Here is a 15,849-nt window from a genome sequence, read left to right as displayed (position 1 = left end):
AGGAGAACACCTTCGGCACGCTCGACGGCACGGTCAAGGCGGGCGCGATGAGCTTCGCGCGCTTCACCACCGACGACTTCGAGGGTACCATCCGCGGCTACGTCGGCGAGGGCAACTTCACTGACGATCCGCTGAATACCTTCGGCGGCGCAGGCGTCGTCGAGATCCCCAACATGCAACAGCTGCTCCGCTTCATCTGCGAGAACGGCTTCGAACACCACGTCGCAGCCAACTTCGCCTCCGTCGCCAGCCCCATCCACGAAGCCGCCACCAAATACCTCAAATGGCCTACACATCGACACCTGTAAAGACAAATTCCCTAAACTAGTCGGGTGCCCCATGTCCGGAACTTTGGACATGGGGCATTTAGCGTTAGGACTTAGTGAAGCCGTACACCAATCGTGACGATGCGTGGAGCGCCCAGAGTCAGCAACGGCGTTCGGCCCGCTTGAATCTCGGTGTTGAAGAGATTCTGCGCCGAGCTGTAGACCTGCCATCTACGCCCGAAGGCATGTTCGGCATAAAGATCGACCTGAGCATACCCTGCAAGACGAAACTGATTTGCCGAATCATCGAAGGACTGTCCGCTAGTTCTAAGATCGACGCTGAGGATGCCAATCTTATCTTTGTGCAACCGTGCCTGCAGCGTGGCGCTGTTTCGCGGGACCTCCGGCGTCCACTTGCCTACAAGCGTCGGATCGACCTGAAACTTCGTCACCGTTGAGACCGCATATTGATATCCGCCCGTCACCATGAGGAACGGCAATGGCTTCAGTTCATACTCCGCCGTCAGCCCGCGGCTCTCTAACTGACCAAGGTTCTGCCGCTGCAAGAGCTGGCTGGTCGGCGTGGAGCTGATGGCCACCGACGCCACCGGGCGATTCACCTGAGTCCAGAAGTAGCTGCCCCGCACCGAACCCCATCGCGACAGCTCCATCAACGCACCCGCCTCAAAGCCCGTTGCCCGCTCCGAACGCAGGTTTCCATTGGCCAGCGTGATCTGCTGTCCCACCTGAAACTTGCGATATAGCTCGTTCAGCGAAGGGCCGCGAAAGGCGCGGAAGCCCGAAGCAGTAAGCGACAAACCACCGCCAACCTTCTTGACGATACCCAACCGGGGATCGAAGACGGTCTCCTGAATCGCAGGAAGCGGTACCGATGCAGACGCGCCTGCCGTAGTTTGCTTCGCATCCAGATTGCCAAAGCGATCGAGACGCGAAGAGAACGCAATCGACCACGTCGACGGCTGCCACAAAATTTCTCCATAGATGCCGCTGCCGCGCTGGCGAGCGCTGGTGCTGACCGTTGGCTGAAGAACGCCGCTCTTCACTGAAGTCTCATTGTCCGTCGCGCGCGTGTCGAGCAGATCGCCGCCCGCAACCAGCGTAATCTTTCCCGCATAACCGCGCGCCCACTGTACCGCACCGCCAATCTGCTGCGAAGGAACGCCTTGCAGGCTGGTCAGCTTCTCCGAAGTGCGATCAGTTGAAATCGACGAAAAGCTCTGGCGATAGTTTTGATCGTCTCCATAAATACGCAGCAGGAATCGCCCGGCATTCGCAGGAGACCAGTTTGCGCCGCCAACATATCGCCACAAACGTGTCGCATTGGTCTGTGCAGGCGTCCCGTTTCCACGAGCTTCATTGAGCACATTTCCAAGTACAAACACGCTACCGTCGCTGCTAAAAGCGCGGCGCAGATCAACCCGCCCATTCTGTGAGTGAACATTCGAGTCCGTATCGATAGGCCCGCGTACAGACGGAGCAGTAAGAATATATCCATCGGTGCGAAAGAGCGTCGTTGCAGCAAGGCCGCTCCAGCCATGCGTGCCTAGAGTGAGCAGGCCGTTGACGCTGGAGGTATCTTCGCTTGCACCCGATACATCTGCCGCGTAGCCAAAATGTTGTGGCACCACCGGCACCACGTCAATAACGCCGCCGATAGCGCTCGAACCGTAGAGGTCCGACGCACCGCCGCGCATCAGCTCGACATCGCGCACAGCCAACTCCGGAATCTCGTTCCAATGAATCCATCCGCCAAAGGCATCGTTCAAGGGAACCTGGTCGCTAAGCACAAGCGTGCGGCTGACAGCCGTAGAGCCAAGCCCACGCAAAGACGTTCCCTGCGTCGTTGGATTGGAGACCCACGAACTGGTGCGGCGAAAGAGCTGGAAGCCTGCAACCTGACGAAGCGCGTCATCGAGAGTAAAGCCGGGAGCCTCCTGAAGCTGCTGGCCAGTCATCGTGCGGACGCTGCTGGCGCTGGCATCGAGCGCAAGCGGCGTTCGCGCCGCCGTTACCTCGATGCTCTGCGAAGTAGCGGCAACCCGCAGCACAATCACCAATCGGTCTTGATCGCCGACTGTCTGCAATACAGAAGCAAAGCCCGCGTGCGTGACCTGAACCTGCGTGCCCGCTTCCACAGGCACCGACGCGCATCCATCTAACTGGCTCGAGTACGTCTGCGACTGATCTCGAAGCTGGACCGTGGCACCCGGTAACGCGCCGCCATTCTGGTCTTGCACGCATATCTGTACAGTGCGCGGAGCCGCGAAGGCTAAAGAAAGAGCGCTGAATAGACAAACAGCAGCAGCTGAAGCAGCAAACCGAATCGACATGATCTCCCCATACAATCCTATCGTTTCAAACACCTATTTAAATGGAATGAGGCAGGGATTTATCCGCTGATCTTCCCTTTCACGCTTCCGTGATACCCTTCCGCAGAAGAAAGGTGGCCCGATGCCGATCACCCGCAGAACCTTCTGCACGCAAGCCGCCGGCGTTGTCACCGCAGGCATGTTCTTGCCGCGGACGCTCATAGCACAGGCATCGACGGCCCGGCCCGACGTTGCGGCAATCGATCACGACCGCATCCTCAGCGCAGCACAAAGCTATCTCACAAAGTCGCCTGCTCCACTGACGACGCTGCCCTGCAAGCGCAGCCCCGGAACGCCGCGTGACTTCTACTCCGAAGCCGAAGACTATTGGCCCGATCCAGCGAAGAAAGACGGCGCTTACCTGCAACGAAAGGGCGTGGCAAATCCTGATGCATTTACAGCGCACCGCGATGCCATGCTCGATCTGAGCATATGGGTCGCTGCGTTGGCCTCAGCGTATCTGCTGACAAAAGAAGAACGCTATGCGCAGGCGGCCATACAGCATCTGCGTGCATGGTTCGTTGATCCGGCAACGAGCATGACGCCCAGCTTGATGTATGCGGAGGTGATTCTTCCTGCAACGTCAGGCCGCTTCGAAGGCGTTCTCGACACGGTACATCTCGCGGAGGTAGCGCAGGCAATTCCCTTCCTCGTGAACGCAGAGGCATTCACCCAGAAAGATCTTGACGGCTTGACCAAATGGTTTGGCGCATACTTCGACTGGCTCAATAGTTCACAGCTTGCGGGACTGGCCCGCGATCAGAAGGACCACCACGGCAGCTCGTGGATGCTACAGGCAATCGCATTCATGCGGCTGCGCCTGGCGCTTTTACCGAATACCGACGACACGCCTATGGGAGAGCTTCGCCATCGCTACAAGTCGGTGACGATTCGCGCACAGATCAATGCGGATGGAGTATTTCCACACGATCTGTCGACACCGAATCCCTATCGCCTCTCACTCTTCAACCTCGATATGCTTGCAGCAGTCTGCCAACTCCTCTATACGCCCTTCGACAGCGTATGGGATTACGATCTGCAAGACGGCCCCGGCATGCGAGCAGCTATCGCACGGCACTTTCCATTTATCAAGAACAAGGGCGCGTGGCCTTATCCGGCGGATGCAACGCACTTCGACGATCTGCCGTTGCGACAGCCCAGCCTGCTCTTCTGCGCACGCGCCTATACGCGGCCCGAGTACGCCGACCTCTGGAAGACGCTGCCGCCCGACACCAGCATCCCAGAGTTGCAACGAACATTTCCGATTCGTCAGCCACTGCTCTGGGTTACTCGCCCAAAGCCTTAGGGCCTTGCCTCAAACACAAGGTTGAACGGTGTCTGCGTGGCCCTGCGGAAGCGCGTGAAGCCTCCTGCTCGTACCACCTCACCGATTCGCTTCTCGCCAGCCTGTGCGCCAAGTGCCAGCCCAACCTCTTGCGAGATCGACGCAGGTACACAGAGCAGCGTGGAAGCTGAATAAAAGACTCTGCCAATGGGGTTGTGGTTCGCCTCCGTCGCATCTTCGGCAAACGGCTCGACGATCATCCATGTGCCATCGTCCTTCATCGTCGAACGAACGTGAGCCGCCGCTCCCACCGGATCGCCCATGTCGTGCAGGCAGTCGAAGCAGGCGACAAAGTCATACTCCTGCCCCGGATAGTCCTTCGCGGTTGCCACTTCAAAGTGCAGATGGTCCTCCACCGCATCGCGCTTTGCCTCCTGGCGCGCCAGCTCGATGGATTTGCCGTGGTAATCGAAGCCGTAAAACTCCGACTTCGGAAATGCCTTCGCCATCAGGATCGTCGAAGAGCCGAGGCCGCAACCGATGTCGGCAACCTTCGCTCCGCGACGGAGCTTTGCCTGTACATCGTCGAGCGCCGGAACCCACTGCGAGATCAGATTGGCGATGTAGCCGGGACGGAAGAAACGCTCCGTTCCATGAAACAGGTCGTGATGATGTTCATGCCAGCCCACGCCCTTGCCCGAACGAAATGCATTCTCGATCTTTGATTGATCGTTGAAGCAGGAAGAGATGATCTGGAACGCGCCGGGTAGAAACGCAGGGCTGTTCTCCACCGCCAGCGCCAGAGCCTGTTCGGGCGGCAGCGTGTATCTTTGCGAATCGGCATCGTAGACGATGTAACCGCTGGCTGCGTTGGCGTTGAGCCACTCGCGAACGTAGCGCTCGCTGGTCCCGGTGCGCGAGGCCAGTTCTACCGGAGTTACCGGCCTGCCATCACCCATAGCCTTGTACAGGCCCAGTTTGTCGCCCAGCACAATCAGAACAGCGTGCATGGCTGCGCCCATGTCGCCAACTGCGCGGTGCATAAATGCGTTGAGTTTGGTTTCGTCGATTGCAGGAGCAGCAGCAAGGGATCCCATGGCCGGTCTCCTTTGGCTGCGAATCTTAGGCTTTTTCAGCGACGCCTGACAAGCTGATTTCTTTGGCAAACTTCAGGATGCCGCAGCGGAGGCGAACCGTAAATGGACCGCCTCCGCTAAGTGGTTGCTTACGCTTTTTTTGCAGAGCGGTGCTCGTTGACGATTGCGAGATACTTTCGTGCGGTCTCCGTAACCACCTCGGGCTTGCCAGCGGCCATCGCCTTTGCATCCACAAGGTCGGAACCCACTCCAAGAGCAAAAGCTCCAGCGTTGAGAAACTCTGCAGCAGTTGCAAGAGAGACGCCACCCGTCGGAATAAGATCGACCTGCGGCAGCGGCCCCTTGAGCGCCGTAAGATACTTGGCCCCGCCCATCGCGCTTGCCGGAAAAACCTTGACCACATCGGCCCCAGCCTGCCACGCCGTAACGATCTCAGTCGGCGTCAGCGCGCCCGGCAGCACCGCGACGGAGTAGCGATGACACATCTCGATGGTCTGCAGATTAAGCGCAGGGCTGACGACAAACTTCGCACCCTCAAGGATGCACATGCGCGCCGTCTCGGCATCGAGCACGGTTCCGGCGCCGATCAGAATGTCCGGGCGTTGCTCTGCCAGCTTGCGCATCACCTGAATCGCTCCAGGCACGGTCATGGTGATCTCAAGTACAGTGACTCCACCCGCAGCAATTGCTTCAGCAAGCGCAAGCGCCTTATCGACAGACTCCGCGCGGAGAACCGGCACCAGGCCGATCTCGCGGAGTGATTTCAATACTTCTTCTTTACGCATCTCTAATTCTTTCCCCTGAATCTTTAAATTCAAGTTGTCTCTAAAAATCCACTGGCAATATCTACCGCTGCACTCTGGCTCCGCTGCCCTTCATCACGCGCTGCACCTCGTCGAAAGTCGCCATGGTGGTGTCGCCGGGGGTGGTCATCGCGAGCGCGCCGTGAGCGCAGCCGCAGTTGACCGCCCAATCCGCACCCTTTTCGTTGAGGAAACCGTAGATCAAGCCCGAAGCAAAGGAATCGCCGCCGCCAACTCGGTCGAATATCTCGAGGTCGGGCATGGGCCGCGCCTCGTGGAAGTCGCCCTCGTAGTAGCAGACCGCGCCCCAATCATTAACCGTGGCCGTCTTGGCGTGGCGCAGCGTTGTCCCCACAGCCTTAAAGTTGGGGAACGTAGCAACTGCCTTCTCGATCATGCGGCGGAAGCTGCCGGTGTCGAGCTCTGCGAGGTCTTCACCTACGCCCTCGATCTCAAAACCGAGCGCCGCCGTAAAGTCCTCTTCGTTGCCGATCATCACATCGACGTAGTTTGCCAGTTCGCGGTTGACTTCGGTAGCGCGGGCCTTGCCGCCAATCGACTTCCACAACGAGTCGCGATAGTTGAGATCGTAGCTGATGATGGTGCCGTGCTTGCGCGCAGCGGCCATCGCCTCTTTCGCAACCTCAGGCGTCGTCTCCGAAAGCGCGCAGAAGATGCCGCCCGTATGCAGCCAACGTGCACCCTCTTTGCCGAAGATCTCGTCCCAATCAATCTGCCCCGGCTTCAACTGGCTGACAGCAGTGTTGCCGCGGTCAGAACAGCCAAGTGCAGCACGAACACCAAATCCGCGCTCGGTAAAGTTGAGGCCATTGCGCGTTGTGCGGCCAACGCCGTCATACTTCGTCCAAACGACGTGCGACTGATCAACCCCGCCCTGCAACATCAGATCTTCAAGCAGCCGTCCCACCGGATTATCGGCAAGCGCAGTGACGATGGCAGTCTTGAGGCCAAAGCAGCGGCGCAGACCGCGAGCAACGTTGTACTCGCCGCCGCCCTCCCACACATTGAACTGGCGCGTCGTAGCGACGCGCACATCGCCCGGATCGAGTCGAAGCATCACTTCGCCGAGGCTGACCAGATCCCACTTGCATTCATCCTTCGGGCGAAGGACGAGACTCTTTGCTGACTTACCTGCTGACATTTATCGAAGCTCCGCAATGGTTAGGGCATCCATGTCGTCGTATGCCTGGTTCTCTCCGCCCATACCCCAGCAGAAGCCGTAGTTTTTCGTCCCGACGCCCGAATGGATCGACCAACCCGGAGACACAACCACTTCCTTATCCGCGATTACCAGATGGCTCGTCGCATCCGCTGGTCCCATCAGGTGAAAGACGCGGTGCGCGGGATCAACATCGAAGTAGAAGTAAACCTCACTGCGGCGCATATGCGTGTGCGCAGGCATCGTGTTCCAGTTGCTACCCTCGGCAAGCAGAGTAAAGCCCATCACCAACTGGCAGCTCTTGATTCCCTCTTTATAAATCGCCTTATAGATCGTGCGCTTATTGCACGTCTCAAAGCTGCCCAGCTCAAGCCCCTTGAGATCAGCAAACTTCACCATCGCCGTCGGATACTCTGCGTGTGCGGGATAGCTGAGTAGGTAGAAATTAGCGGGATTCTTCGCATCTTTGCTGGTGAACGAAACTTCCTTCGAGCCGCGTCCAACATAGAGGCAGTCGAGCTTGTCGAGATCGAAGCTCTTGCCATCGACCACAACCGATCCGGCTCCGCCAACGTTCAGAACGCCCAGCTCGCGCCGCTCCAGAAAATAATCGGCGCGCAGTTCAGGCTGCGTCTCCAGCTTCAGCGCCGCTTTAGTCGGCACAGCCGAGCCAATGACGGTGCGGTCGAGATCGACATACGCCAGTTCGATTTCGCCGGGCTGAAAGAGCCCTTCCAGCAGGAACGTCTCACGCAGCTCGTCGGTATTCATCATCTCGTACCGGACGGCATCCGCCATTTGATACAGCCTCATTGCATATCTCCCTTGGTTCAGTTCATCCAGTATAAGAGTTCAGTTGCGTAGCCCCTGCAACAACGACTCAATTTGTGTGCGATCTTCGCCACTTGGCGGCAACAGCGGCAGACGAGGCAAGCCGCCGAAGTAGCCGTTGAGGTCGCAGCCGAATTTAATACCGGCAACGCCAATCCCTTCTTCAAGAAACCGAGCCGCAGCCTGCAGCCGCTGCTGCTTCTCTTCTGCGAGCCCGCGATCGCCATCCTTCCATGCCGCAATCACCTCGTAGGTGGCCTGCGGCGCGCTCGCAGCAAACGCAGGCATAGCGCCGACGCATCCAGACAACAGAGCGTCGAGCATCGTCGCTGTGTTGCCGGCAAGCATCTGGAAGCCGACCACCTTCGTGCGCGTCTTAATTCCCGGCGTAGCTGGAAGTACGGTAAGCGCTGTCCCTCCACCAACCAGCGGTTTGACCGACAACATCGCCGGGTTCTCCTCCGGAGCCAGCATGCGCCGCGTCACCGCTGCAAAGACAGGAGTCACCGTGACCTCATGCTTAATGGCCGCAGTCGCCTGCCTGATCTGCGCAATGCGCTCCGCCGTCGGCCTGCCATCGACGAGGCCCAGAATCCGCGGATGCGCTGCAAGCTCAACGACAACCTCAGCCGGAAGCGTCGCCACACTTGCATCAAGCACGATGGCAAGCTCGACGCGATCGGCAACAGCCTGAAAGTAGGTCAGCAGCTCCTTCGCCTGACGTGCGTCAAACGCTGCCTGCAAAAATGATGGCGGCGCAACCAGCACGGCATCGTAAGACAGCGTTGCCGCATGTTCTGCAATGGCAAGCGTCTCGCGAACACTGTCGCGCGAGATCCCGGCAAGCAGAACCTTCTCGGGGGCAGCCGCTGCAATGGCAGTTTGCAGAGCTTCGCGCGTCTCCACCTCCGAGAGCAGGGTGGGCTCACCGTGGCGGCTCAACACAGCGATAGCTGAGACCGGAGTCTTCGAGTAGGCAGCCACGTTTTGTTCGAGCTTGCGCAGGTTCAGGCGACCGTCAGGATAAAAGGGCGTGGTCAGAGGGAGGTGAAGACCTTCAAGCAGCATCTTTCTATTTTAGCCAGTCGCGCGATTTCTATGCTGGCTAGCCGGCAGACTCTACCAGCAGATTAACCGTGGTCGAGCGCTGAATCGTGCCTCCTGCAGCAGTCGTCGCCGTTCCCGTCACTGTAATGGTGTAGGACGTCGGCGGATTGGTGGAGCTGTCTCCTCCGGTATTCATCCTGTCTCCACAGCCGCAGCAGAAGGCAAGGCCGCTAACGATGACCGCGCACGCGACAAAGCTCGCAAAGCTGCGGCGAACTCGCCTGCGTAACGCCAATCCTGCCAAGGGAAAGAGCAACAGCCCCATCAGTGGGCCTTCAAAACTACTGTCAAGCGCCGTAGTTGTCTGCGGCATGCTGACCGTCATGGTAAAGCTGGCCGGAGTCGCGCCTGGCGGCAGATACGCCGGATTGAACGACGCTGTCGCCAATGGAGGAAGACCGCTGGCGGCAAGCGTAATCGGGCTCGATAGCGCCGCACCCGCAATCTGCATCGTGAAGTTGAAGTTGGCCGTGCCACCCGCAGGAATGGTCTGCGATGCCGACCCGGCAGACGTGAAGCTGAAGTCTGCAGCGTTCGGAGGCGCGGCCACCACAGTGATCTGCAGCGAGTTCGAGGCGCTGGCGATAAAGTTCCGGTCGCCCGCATAAAACGTGGTAAGCGTATGCATGCCGGGAGCAAGCGTGCTGGTGGTGTAGGTCGCAGGATTGGTCGCTGTAAAAAGCGTAGCTGTTCCGTCCTTGACCATGATCGTGCCCGTAGGGCTTCCGGCAGTGGTCGGCACAGCAGCAGCGGTAAGCGTCAGCGGCACTCCTGTCGCAACCGATGTAGCCGACGGCACAAGCGTAGCGATGGTAGGGGCCGGAGCAATCGTTACGCTGGCAGGCACCGCAGTGAAGCTGTAGTTCTTCGCCGCCGTGCCACCGAGCGTAGCAGTAATCGGATAGCTCGCGACCGGCGCAAACGTTGTGACCGGCGCGGTAAATGTAGCTGTAAGGTTGGCGTCGTCCTGGGGCAGATCGCCGCTCAGCGTCCCCGTCAGCGTAGGGATGGGTTGCCCGTAGAGCAGCGTAATGGGATCGGGCGTGGCGACCAGCGGACGCGGCACAATGCTGAAGCTAAGCGGCTGGCTCTGGGACGAGGGCTCGTCTCCGCTATAAGAAGCGAGCACGCTGTAGCTACCGACGGAGAGCGCACTCGTATCGAAGGTAGCAGTGCTGGCAGCAACCGGCGTCGTCTCAAGCGTGGCGCCATTAGCCGTAGCCGGATCGAGCAGCGTAAAGGTGATGGAGCCGGTTGCAGCGGCCGACGCAAGCGTGGCCGTCAGTTCTCCGCTGCCGTAGAGGATCGCGGCTGGCGCTGTAAGTGTCAGCGCGCTCACTGCTGTCGCGGAGAGTCCCGCAATCGTATGAATCTCAGGGGGAGACTGCGTATCGACCTGTCTCACGCGTTGATTCGCGGTATCGGCCAGGGTAACGAAACCCGCGTCAGTCGCCTCGGCCGCTCTCGGAGAGTCGAGATTGGCCACCGTCGCAGGATTGTTATCGCCGCTGAAGTTCTGCGTGCCGTTACCGGCAATGGTCGTCATCGTGCCGGTAACGGCGTCGATGCGACGGATGCGATGGTTGGCCGTGTCAGCAAGATAGATGTTCCCTGCGCCGTCGATGCTGAGACCATGCGGAAGCGTCAGCGTCGCAGCCGTGGCCGGTCCGTTATCGCCGCTAAAGCCCGCGGCGCTACCGGCAATGGTAGTGATCAGGCCGGTAGCAGCATCGACCCTTCGCACCCGATGATTGTGCGTGTCAGCCAAATAGACGTTCTGTTCTTCATCCACAGCCAGCCCCGCGGGAGAATCAATCGCAGCGCTCACCGCCAGACCGCCGTCACCGCTAAAGCCCTGTCTGCCGTTACCGGCAATCGTCGTGATCGTACCGGTCGTCAGATTAACTTTGCGGACGCGATGGTTCTGCGTATCCGCAATATAAAGGCTGTTGTTGGTGCCAAGCGCCAGGGCAGTTGGCAGGTTCAGTTGCGCTGCGACGGCCGGGCCATTGTCGCCGCTGAACCCCGCCGTCGTCCCCGCAACAGTAGTGATCGTTCCTGTACCAAGGTCGAGCCTGCGTATGCGATGGTTGTGCGTATCAGCGATATAGAGGCTGCTGCCGCCAAGCGCGAGGCCCTGCGGCGAGTCCAGCAGCGCAGCGGTAGCCGGGCCACCATCTCCACCAAACCCCTGCGTTCCAGTTCCGGCAATCGTTGTGATGTTCCCTGCGGTATCCACCTTGCGAATGACATGGTTGCCGGTCTCCGCGATATAGAGATTGCCCGCAGCGTCGTAAGCGACAGCCGACGGCAGAATGAGCGGAACCGCCGTCGCCCGGGTCTGGCCAAGCCCAAATGAAGCCAAAGGAAATAACAGTAGCATCGCCCATAGCAAGACGGGGAGGCGGCGCGATGGCTGCGAGATGCTCTGCTGACGCATGGGGAGTGTGATTCCAAGATACGCTACAGCCCCGACAGGAGGAAGCCATTCCCATGCCGGCCCTATGGTTCATTTGGAATCAACGGAACGATCCGGCCCAATCAGCGTACTTAAAAGTAATTCCGGTTTCACCATGCGAGGAACCCTATGAAGAAGCTACCCCAGTGGAAAAAGTTAGGGCTCTTTCTCTGCGTCCTGCCATTGCTGGCTGCACCGGTGGCAGGCGTAGCACAAGCTAAGCCCGAAAAAAGCGCGCCAACTGCGGATTCGCTCTTTCAGACCGTATCCGCTCTCGACACCAAGCTCTTCGACGCCTACAACCATTGCGATCTCGATACCTTGGGTGCAATGATCGCCGACGATCTGGAGTTCTATCACGATAAGACCGGATTATCCGTAGGCAAGCAGGTCTTTCTCGATGCGATTAAGAACAATATCTGCGGCAAGGTGCATCGCACCTTAGTTCCGGGCACGCTCGAGGTCTATCCCCTAAACGGATACGGCGCGGTAGAGATTGGCATTCATCGCTTCACTCATCCGGGGATTGATGATGACCTCGGCGAGGCGAAGTTCATCACCATCTGGCAGAACAAAGACGGCTCGTGGAAGATAACGCGTGCGATCAGCTACGACCACGAGCCTGTCCGGAAATAATCCGAGCTCTACTCCGCAATCGTGCGGTTGCGGAGCTGCCCAATCTTCTCGACCGAGATGACCATCTCCTCGTCCGGCTTGAGCCAGCGCTGCGGCTTGCGGCCAAGACCCACGCCCTCAGGCGTTCCCGTGCTGATAATGTCTCCAGCCTCAAGCGGGGTCAGGCTCGAGAGGTGTGCGATCAGCGCAGGAATCTTGAAGATCAGGTCGCTCGTGTTGGAGCTCTGCAACGTCTCGCCATCAATGGTCAGCGAAATGTCCAGCGCATGCGGATCAGCAATCTCATCAGCGGTGACAATCGCAGGCCCCATCGGCGTAAACGTTGGGAACGATTTGCCGAGCGTCCACTGACTTGTGGCGAGCTGAATGTCGCGAGCGCTGACATCGTTAACGATGGTGTAGCCGAAGACGTGCTGTTGCCAATCCTTCTCCGCAATCTGGTAGCCGCGCTTGCCGATCACGACCGCGAACTCCGCCTCATAGTCAGGCTGCGTGCTGATCTTGGGAAGGATCACCAGCGCGTCCGGGCCAACAATAGAGCTGGTGAGCTTCAAAAAGACGGTCGGCACCTTCTGTACCGCCATCTTCGACTCATCGGCATGCTTCTGGTAGTTCAGGCCAATTGCAAAGACGCGCGGCGGACGCGGAATCGGCGCATGCAGCGTAACCCGCGCAAGCGGAATCCGCGGCGCGCTGGACTCGATCTTGCGAACCCTGTCGAGAGCATCAGGACCGGCTTCAATAATATTGCGCACCGAGCGGTAGCCCAGCGACGAGAGGTTCGCTACCTCCTGCTCGCCGTTCTTGCCGGTGACGAGCAGCCCCGGCGTAGGAACGCCGCAGTTGAGCAACTCGGCTGGAACAGATTCGCCAAGGGTTCTGGACTGCGCGTTCGTAGATTCAGCTTTGGACGAAAACGTGACAAATTTCACTTGGTGGCGCTCCAGGCTTCGCCATGCGGATAGGCGAAACGGGTTAGGGATTCTTTGCGAATCTCGATGCTGTAACCGGGCTGCTGCGGCAGAAGATAGTGTCCATCTTTGATGCGGACAGGATCGACAAAGTGCTCATGCAGGTGATCGACAAACTCGATCACACGGTCTTTAAGCGTAGTCGAAACGCTGAGAAAGTCGAAGGCGGACAGATGCTGCACATACTCGCACAGACCGACGCCCCCGGCATGAGGACAGACTGGAACGTCGAATTTGGCCGCCATAAGGATAATGGCAAGGTTCTCATTCACCCCGGCAACTCGGCAACTGTCCAACTGCAGCACGTCGATCGCCTGCGCCTGAAGCAACTGCTTGAACATGATGCGGTTGTGAACGTGCTCACCGGTTGCGATGCGCACCTCGGGCACCTCGCGGCGAATGCGCGCATGGCCAAGAATGTCGTCAGGATTGGTCGGCTCCTCCATCCACCAGGGCTTTAGCTCAGCCAGTTGACGCGTACGGCTGATCGCCTCGGCGATGCCCCACTTCTGGTTGGCGTCGACCATCAGCTTGTTCGTCCAGCCAATCTCCTCGCGCACGATATGGCCGCGGCGAAGATCGTCCGCCGCGTCTCCGCCTACCTTGAGCTTGAAGTACGTCCAGCCATCGGCCAGCGCCTCCTTCGAGAGCCTGCGGATCTTCTCTTCGCTATAGCCGAACCACCCCGCCGAAGTGGTATAGGCCGGGTAGCCCTTCTCGCGAAGCAGCGCCAGCCGCTCGGCCTGCCCCTTGCGGCGCTCCGTAAGCAGATCGAGCGCCTCCTCCGGCGAGATCGCATCGTCAATATAGCGAAAGTCAATCGCCTTGATCAGTTGCGCCGGTTCCATCTCCGAGAGCAGTTGCCACAACGGCTTCTTCTCGGCGCGAGCGTACAGGTCCCAGATCGCGTTGATCAGGGCAGCAGCGGCCAGTTGAATGACGCCCTTCTCCGGCCCCAGCCAGCGGAACTGCGTATCGTCGGTAAGCTGACGCGCAAACGCACGAAAGTCGTCGGTAATCGAGGCCAGCGTGCGGTTGATCGCATAGCGCGACAGATATTCCGCCGCCTGCACGACAAGGTCGGTGCCACGCCCCAGCGTAAACGAGAGACCGTGGCCCTCGAGCCCGGCATTCGTCTCGATGATGCAATAGGCAGCCGAGTAGTCCGGGTCTTTATTAACGGCGTCTGAGCCGATGTTTTCGCGCGAGGTCGGGAAGCGGAGATCGATAACACGAACTGCGGTGATAAGAATATCGTTCAACTTGGCGGCTTTCCTGTCTTTGAATTTCAGCGTTCCAATATTTACTTTCAGCACTTCAATCTGGTGAATCTGCACGGCGGATCGAAAAAGAGATCAGGCAGCCGTCCAGCCGCCGTCAATCGGGATCAGCGCTCCGTTAATGAACTCGGCCTCGCGCGAACAGAGATAGCGCACCAGCGAGGCAATGTCCTCGGGCGTACCCAACCGTCCAATGGGCTGACGAGCAACCAGCTCGGCGCGGACCTTCTCTTTCTCGTGCGCGTGGTACTTCTCGAGGTAGCCTTCGACAAATGGTGTCTGCACGGTGCCGGGAGCGATGCAGTTAATGCGCAGCTCCTTGGGATAGTCCACCGCAATCTGGCGAGTCATCGCCAGCACAGCTCCCTTGCTGGCACAGTAGGCAAAGCGCTGCTTCACACCCACTGTCGCCGCCACCGAGCCAATGTTGACGATGCTGCCGCGTGTCGCCAGCAGCAGCGGAAAGGCCGCCTGCGTCACCAGGAAGACGCTGTTCACATTCACCCGCATCACACGGGCAAAGTCTTCCTCCGAGGTGCGGGTGATATCGCCGACCAGGCCGATTCCCGCATTGTTCACGAGAATGTCGAGCTGAGGGATCTTCGCGAAGGCAGTAGCGATCGATGCGGAGTCCGTGACGTCCATCGCAATCGCCTTTGCGTTCGGCAGTTCAGCCACCAGCGCCTCGGCTGCGACGAGGTTGAGGTCGGCGATAAGAACATGCGCGCCGGCGCGGGCCAATTCGCGGCAGGTTGCAGCGCCGATGCCGCTGGCCCCACCGGTGACGAGAGCGATTTTATTTTCCAGGCGAAAAGTGTCTGTCATAGGCTGAAATCCGTTTACTGCACAGATGAAAGAATACCTCGTTTAAGTGAATCCGCTGAAAAGATATTTTCGGGGACACCTTTAATTGTGTCCCAAAACTCTAAAACACGTTACCCCGAAGCCCGGCGTACGTCATTCGCAAGCCACAAAACACGTCATCTCGATCGAAATCCGAGGTGGAGAGTCCCCTCTATTTACTTCAATCTCCGTCGCCGAATGCCCTCCCGATCTTCCTCGAAAGCGCCACCCCAGATTTAGAAACACTTTTCAATGAGAAATGTTACTCTGCGATTGACTTTGTCTCGGTCCCAAACAACAGCCAAAGTCCATCGACTTTATCGGAGAATTATTGGAGGAAGAATGCCACGTCACTGTTTAGCCCTCGATCTCAAGAACGACGAGACCGCCATCGCGGAGTACAAGCGTTATCACGTCAAGATCTGGCCCGAGGTGAAGAAGAGTCTTTTCGATGCGGGAATCGTAGACATGGAGATCTATCTCGCCGGGACGCGGCTGTTCATGATCATGGACGTGGGCGACAACTTTTCGTTCTCAGCCAAGTCTGCCGCCGACGCTGCCAATGCCAAGGTGCAGGAGTGGGAGGCCCTCATGGCAAACTTCCAGCAGGAGCTGCCGCAGTCCGCTCCCGGACAGAAGTGGGTCGTCATGGAGAAGGTCTTCGATCTGGCCTCTCAATAGCTGATCGCAGACAGCAACGGC

At 58.7% G+C, this 15,849-nt stretch carries 13 protein-coding genes and 1 pseudogene; 4 read left to right on the top strand and 10 right to left on the bottom strand.

Translation table 11 applies throughout. The features are described 5' to 3' along the window. Positions 1-308: pseudogene (locus IEW09_RS16290) on the top strand (fucose isomerase); the annotation flags it as partial. Positions 309-379: 71 nt separating this feature from the next. Here IEW09_RS16290 and IEW09_RS16285 read toward each other — a convergent pair. Next, complete coding sequence (locus tag IEW09_RS16285) at positions 380-2,617, bottom strand: TonB-dependent receptor (protein ID WP_188555211.1); 2,238 nt, start codon at positions 2,615-2,617, stop codon at positions 380-382. 121 nt (positions 2,618-2,738) lie between these two features. On the opposite strand from IEW09_RS16285, the gene IEW09_RS16280 reads away from it, so the two are divergent. Further along, the gene (locus IEW09_RS16280) at positions 2,739-3,962 is read left to right on the top strand and encodes an alginate lyase family protein (protein ID WP_188555210.1); all 1,224 of its coding nucleotides are present in this window, start codon (positions 2,739-2,741) and stop codon (positions 3,960-3,962) included. On the opposite strand, the gene IEW09_RS16275 is transcribed toward IEW09_RS16280, so the two are convergent. From IEW09_RS16275 to IEW09_RS16250, 6 genes are all read right to left on the bottom strand, one after another. After that, positions 3,959-5,038 (bottom strand): class I SAM-dependent methyltransferase, encoded by a 1,080-nt coding sequence (locus IEW09_RS16275; protein ID WP_188555209.1) that lies wholly within the window; start codon positions 5,036-5,038, stop codon positions 3,959-3,961. The genes IEW09_RS16280 and IEW09_RS16275 overlap by 4 nt on opposite strands. 128 nt (positions 5,039-5,166) lie before the next feature. Then, positions 5,167-5,823: a bifunctional 2-keto-4-hydroxyglutarate aldolase/2-keto-3-deoxy-6-phosphogluconate aldolase gene (locus IEW09_RS16270; RefSeq protein ID WP_188555208.1), complete on the bottom strand. Its 657-nt coding sequence runs from the start codon at positions 5,821-5,823 to the stop codon at positions 5,167-5,169. Positions 5,824-5,884: 61 nt separating this feature from the next. Continuing rightward, complete coding sequence (locus IEW09_RS16265) at positions 5,885-7,003, bottom strand: sugar kinase (protein WP_188555207.1); 1,119 nt, start codon at positions 7,001-7,003, stop codon at positions 5,885-5,887. Then, entirely contained in the window at positions 7,004-7,834 is an 831-nt protein-coding gene (kduI, locus tag IEW09_RS16260; RefSeq protein ID WP_188555206.1) for a 5-dehydro-4-deoxy-D-glucuronate isomerase, read from the bottom strand. It lies immediately after the preceding gene. Positions 7,835-7,873: 39 nt separating this feature from the next. After that, entirely contained in the window at positions 7,874-8,920 is a 1,047-nt protein-coding gene (locus IEW09_RS16255) for a dihydrodipicolinate synthase family protein (RefSeq protein ID WP_188555205.1), read from the bottom strand. A 37-nt stretch (positions 8,921-8,957) separates the two neighbouring features. Continuing rightward, on the bottom strand, positions 8,958-11,399 hold the full coding sequence (locus IEW09_RS16250) for an NHL domain-containing protein (protein ID WP_188555204.1): 2,442 nt from the start codon (positions 11,397-11,399) through the stop codon (positions 8,958-8,960). A gap of 147 nt (positions 11,400-11,546) precedes the next feature. Here IEW09_RS16250 and IEW09_RS16245 point away from each other — a divergent pair, with 147 nt between their 5' ends. Next, positions 11,547-12,053, top strand: coding sequence for a nuclear transport factor 2 family protein (locus IEW09_RS16245; protein ID WP_188555203.1), 507 nt, complete (start codon positions 11,547-11,549; stop codon positions 12,051-12,053). An 8-nt stretch (positions 12,054-12,061) separates the two neighbouring features. Here the strand turns inward: IEW09_RS16245 and IEW09_RS16240 are convergent, their stop codons facing one another. The 3 genes from IEW09_RS16240 to IEW09_RS16230 all read right to left on the bottom strand — a co-directional run bounded on the left by IEW09_RS16240 (position 12,062) and on the right by IEW09_RS16230 (position 15,129). Further along, positions 12,062-12,985 carry a fumarylacetoacetate hydrolase family protein gene (locus IEW09_RS16240; RefSeq protein ID WP_229739387.1) on the bottom strand — a complete coding sequence of 308 codons (924 nt, stop codon included), beginning with the start codon at positions 12,983-12,985 and terminating at the stop codon, positions 12,062-12,064. Next, positions 12,982-14,286 (bottom strand): enolase C-terminal domain-like protein, encoded by a 1,305-nt coding sequence (locus tag IEW09_RS16235; RefSeq protein WP_188555202.1) that lies wholly within the window; start codon positions 14,284-14,286, stop codon positions 12,982-12,984. The genes IEW09_RS16240 and IEW09_RS16235 overlap by 4 nt, the downstream gene beginning before the upstream one ends. A 93-nt stretch (positions 14,287-14,379) precedes the next feature. Further along, a complete protein-coding gene (locus tag IEW09_RS16230; protein WP_188555201.1) occupies positions 14,380-15,129 on the bottom strand; it encodes an SDR family NAD(P)-dependent oxidoreductase in 750 nt (249 codons plus the stop codon). 360 nt (positions 15,130-15,489) lie between these two features. Here IEW09_RS16230 and IEW09_RS16225 point away from each other — a divergent pair, with 360 nt between their 5' ends. After that, positions 15,490-15,828, top strand: coding sequence for an L-rhamnose mutarotase (locus tag IEW09_RS16225; RefSeq protein ID WP_188555200.1), 339 nt, complete (start codon positions 15,490-15,492; stop codon positions 15,826-15,828). The last annotated feature ends 21 nt before the right edge of the window (positions 15,829-15,849 follow it).

Origin of the sequence: Edaphobacter dinghuensis, assembly GCF_014640335.1 — a bacterium.
GTDB lineage: Bacteria > Acidobacteriota > Terriglobia > Terriglobales > Acidobacteriaceae > Edaphobacter > Edaphobacter dinghuensis.
The sequence above is the reverse complement of the archived record's forward strand: the minus strand, read 5'-3'. Positions and strand labels throughout refer to the sequence as shown.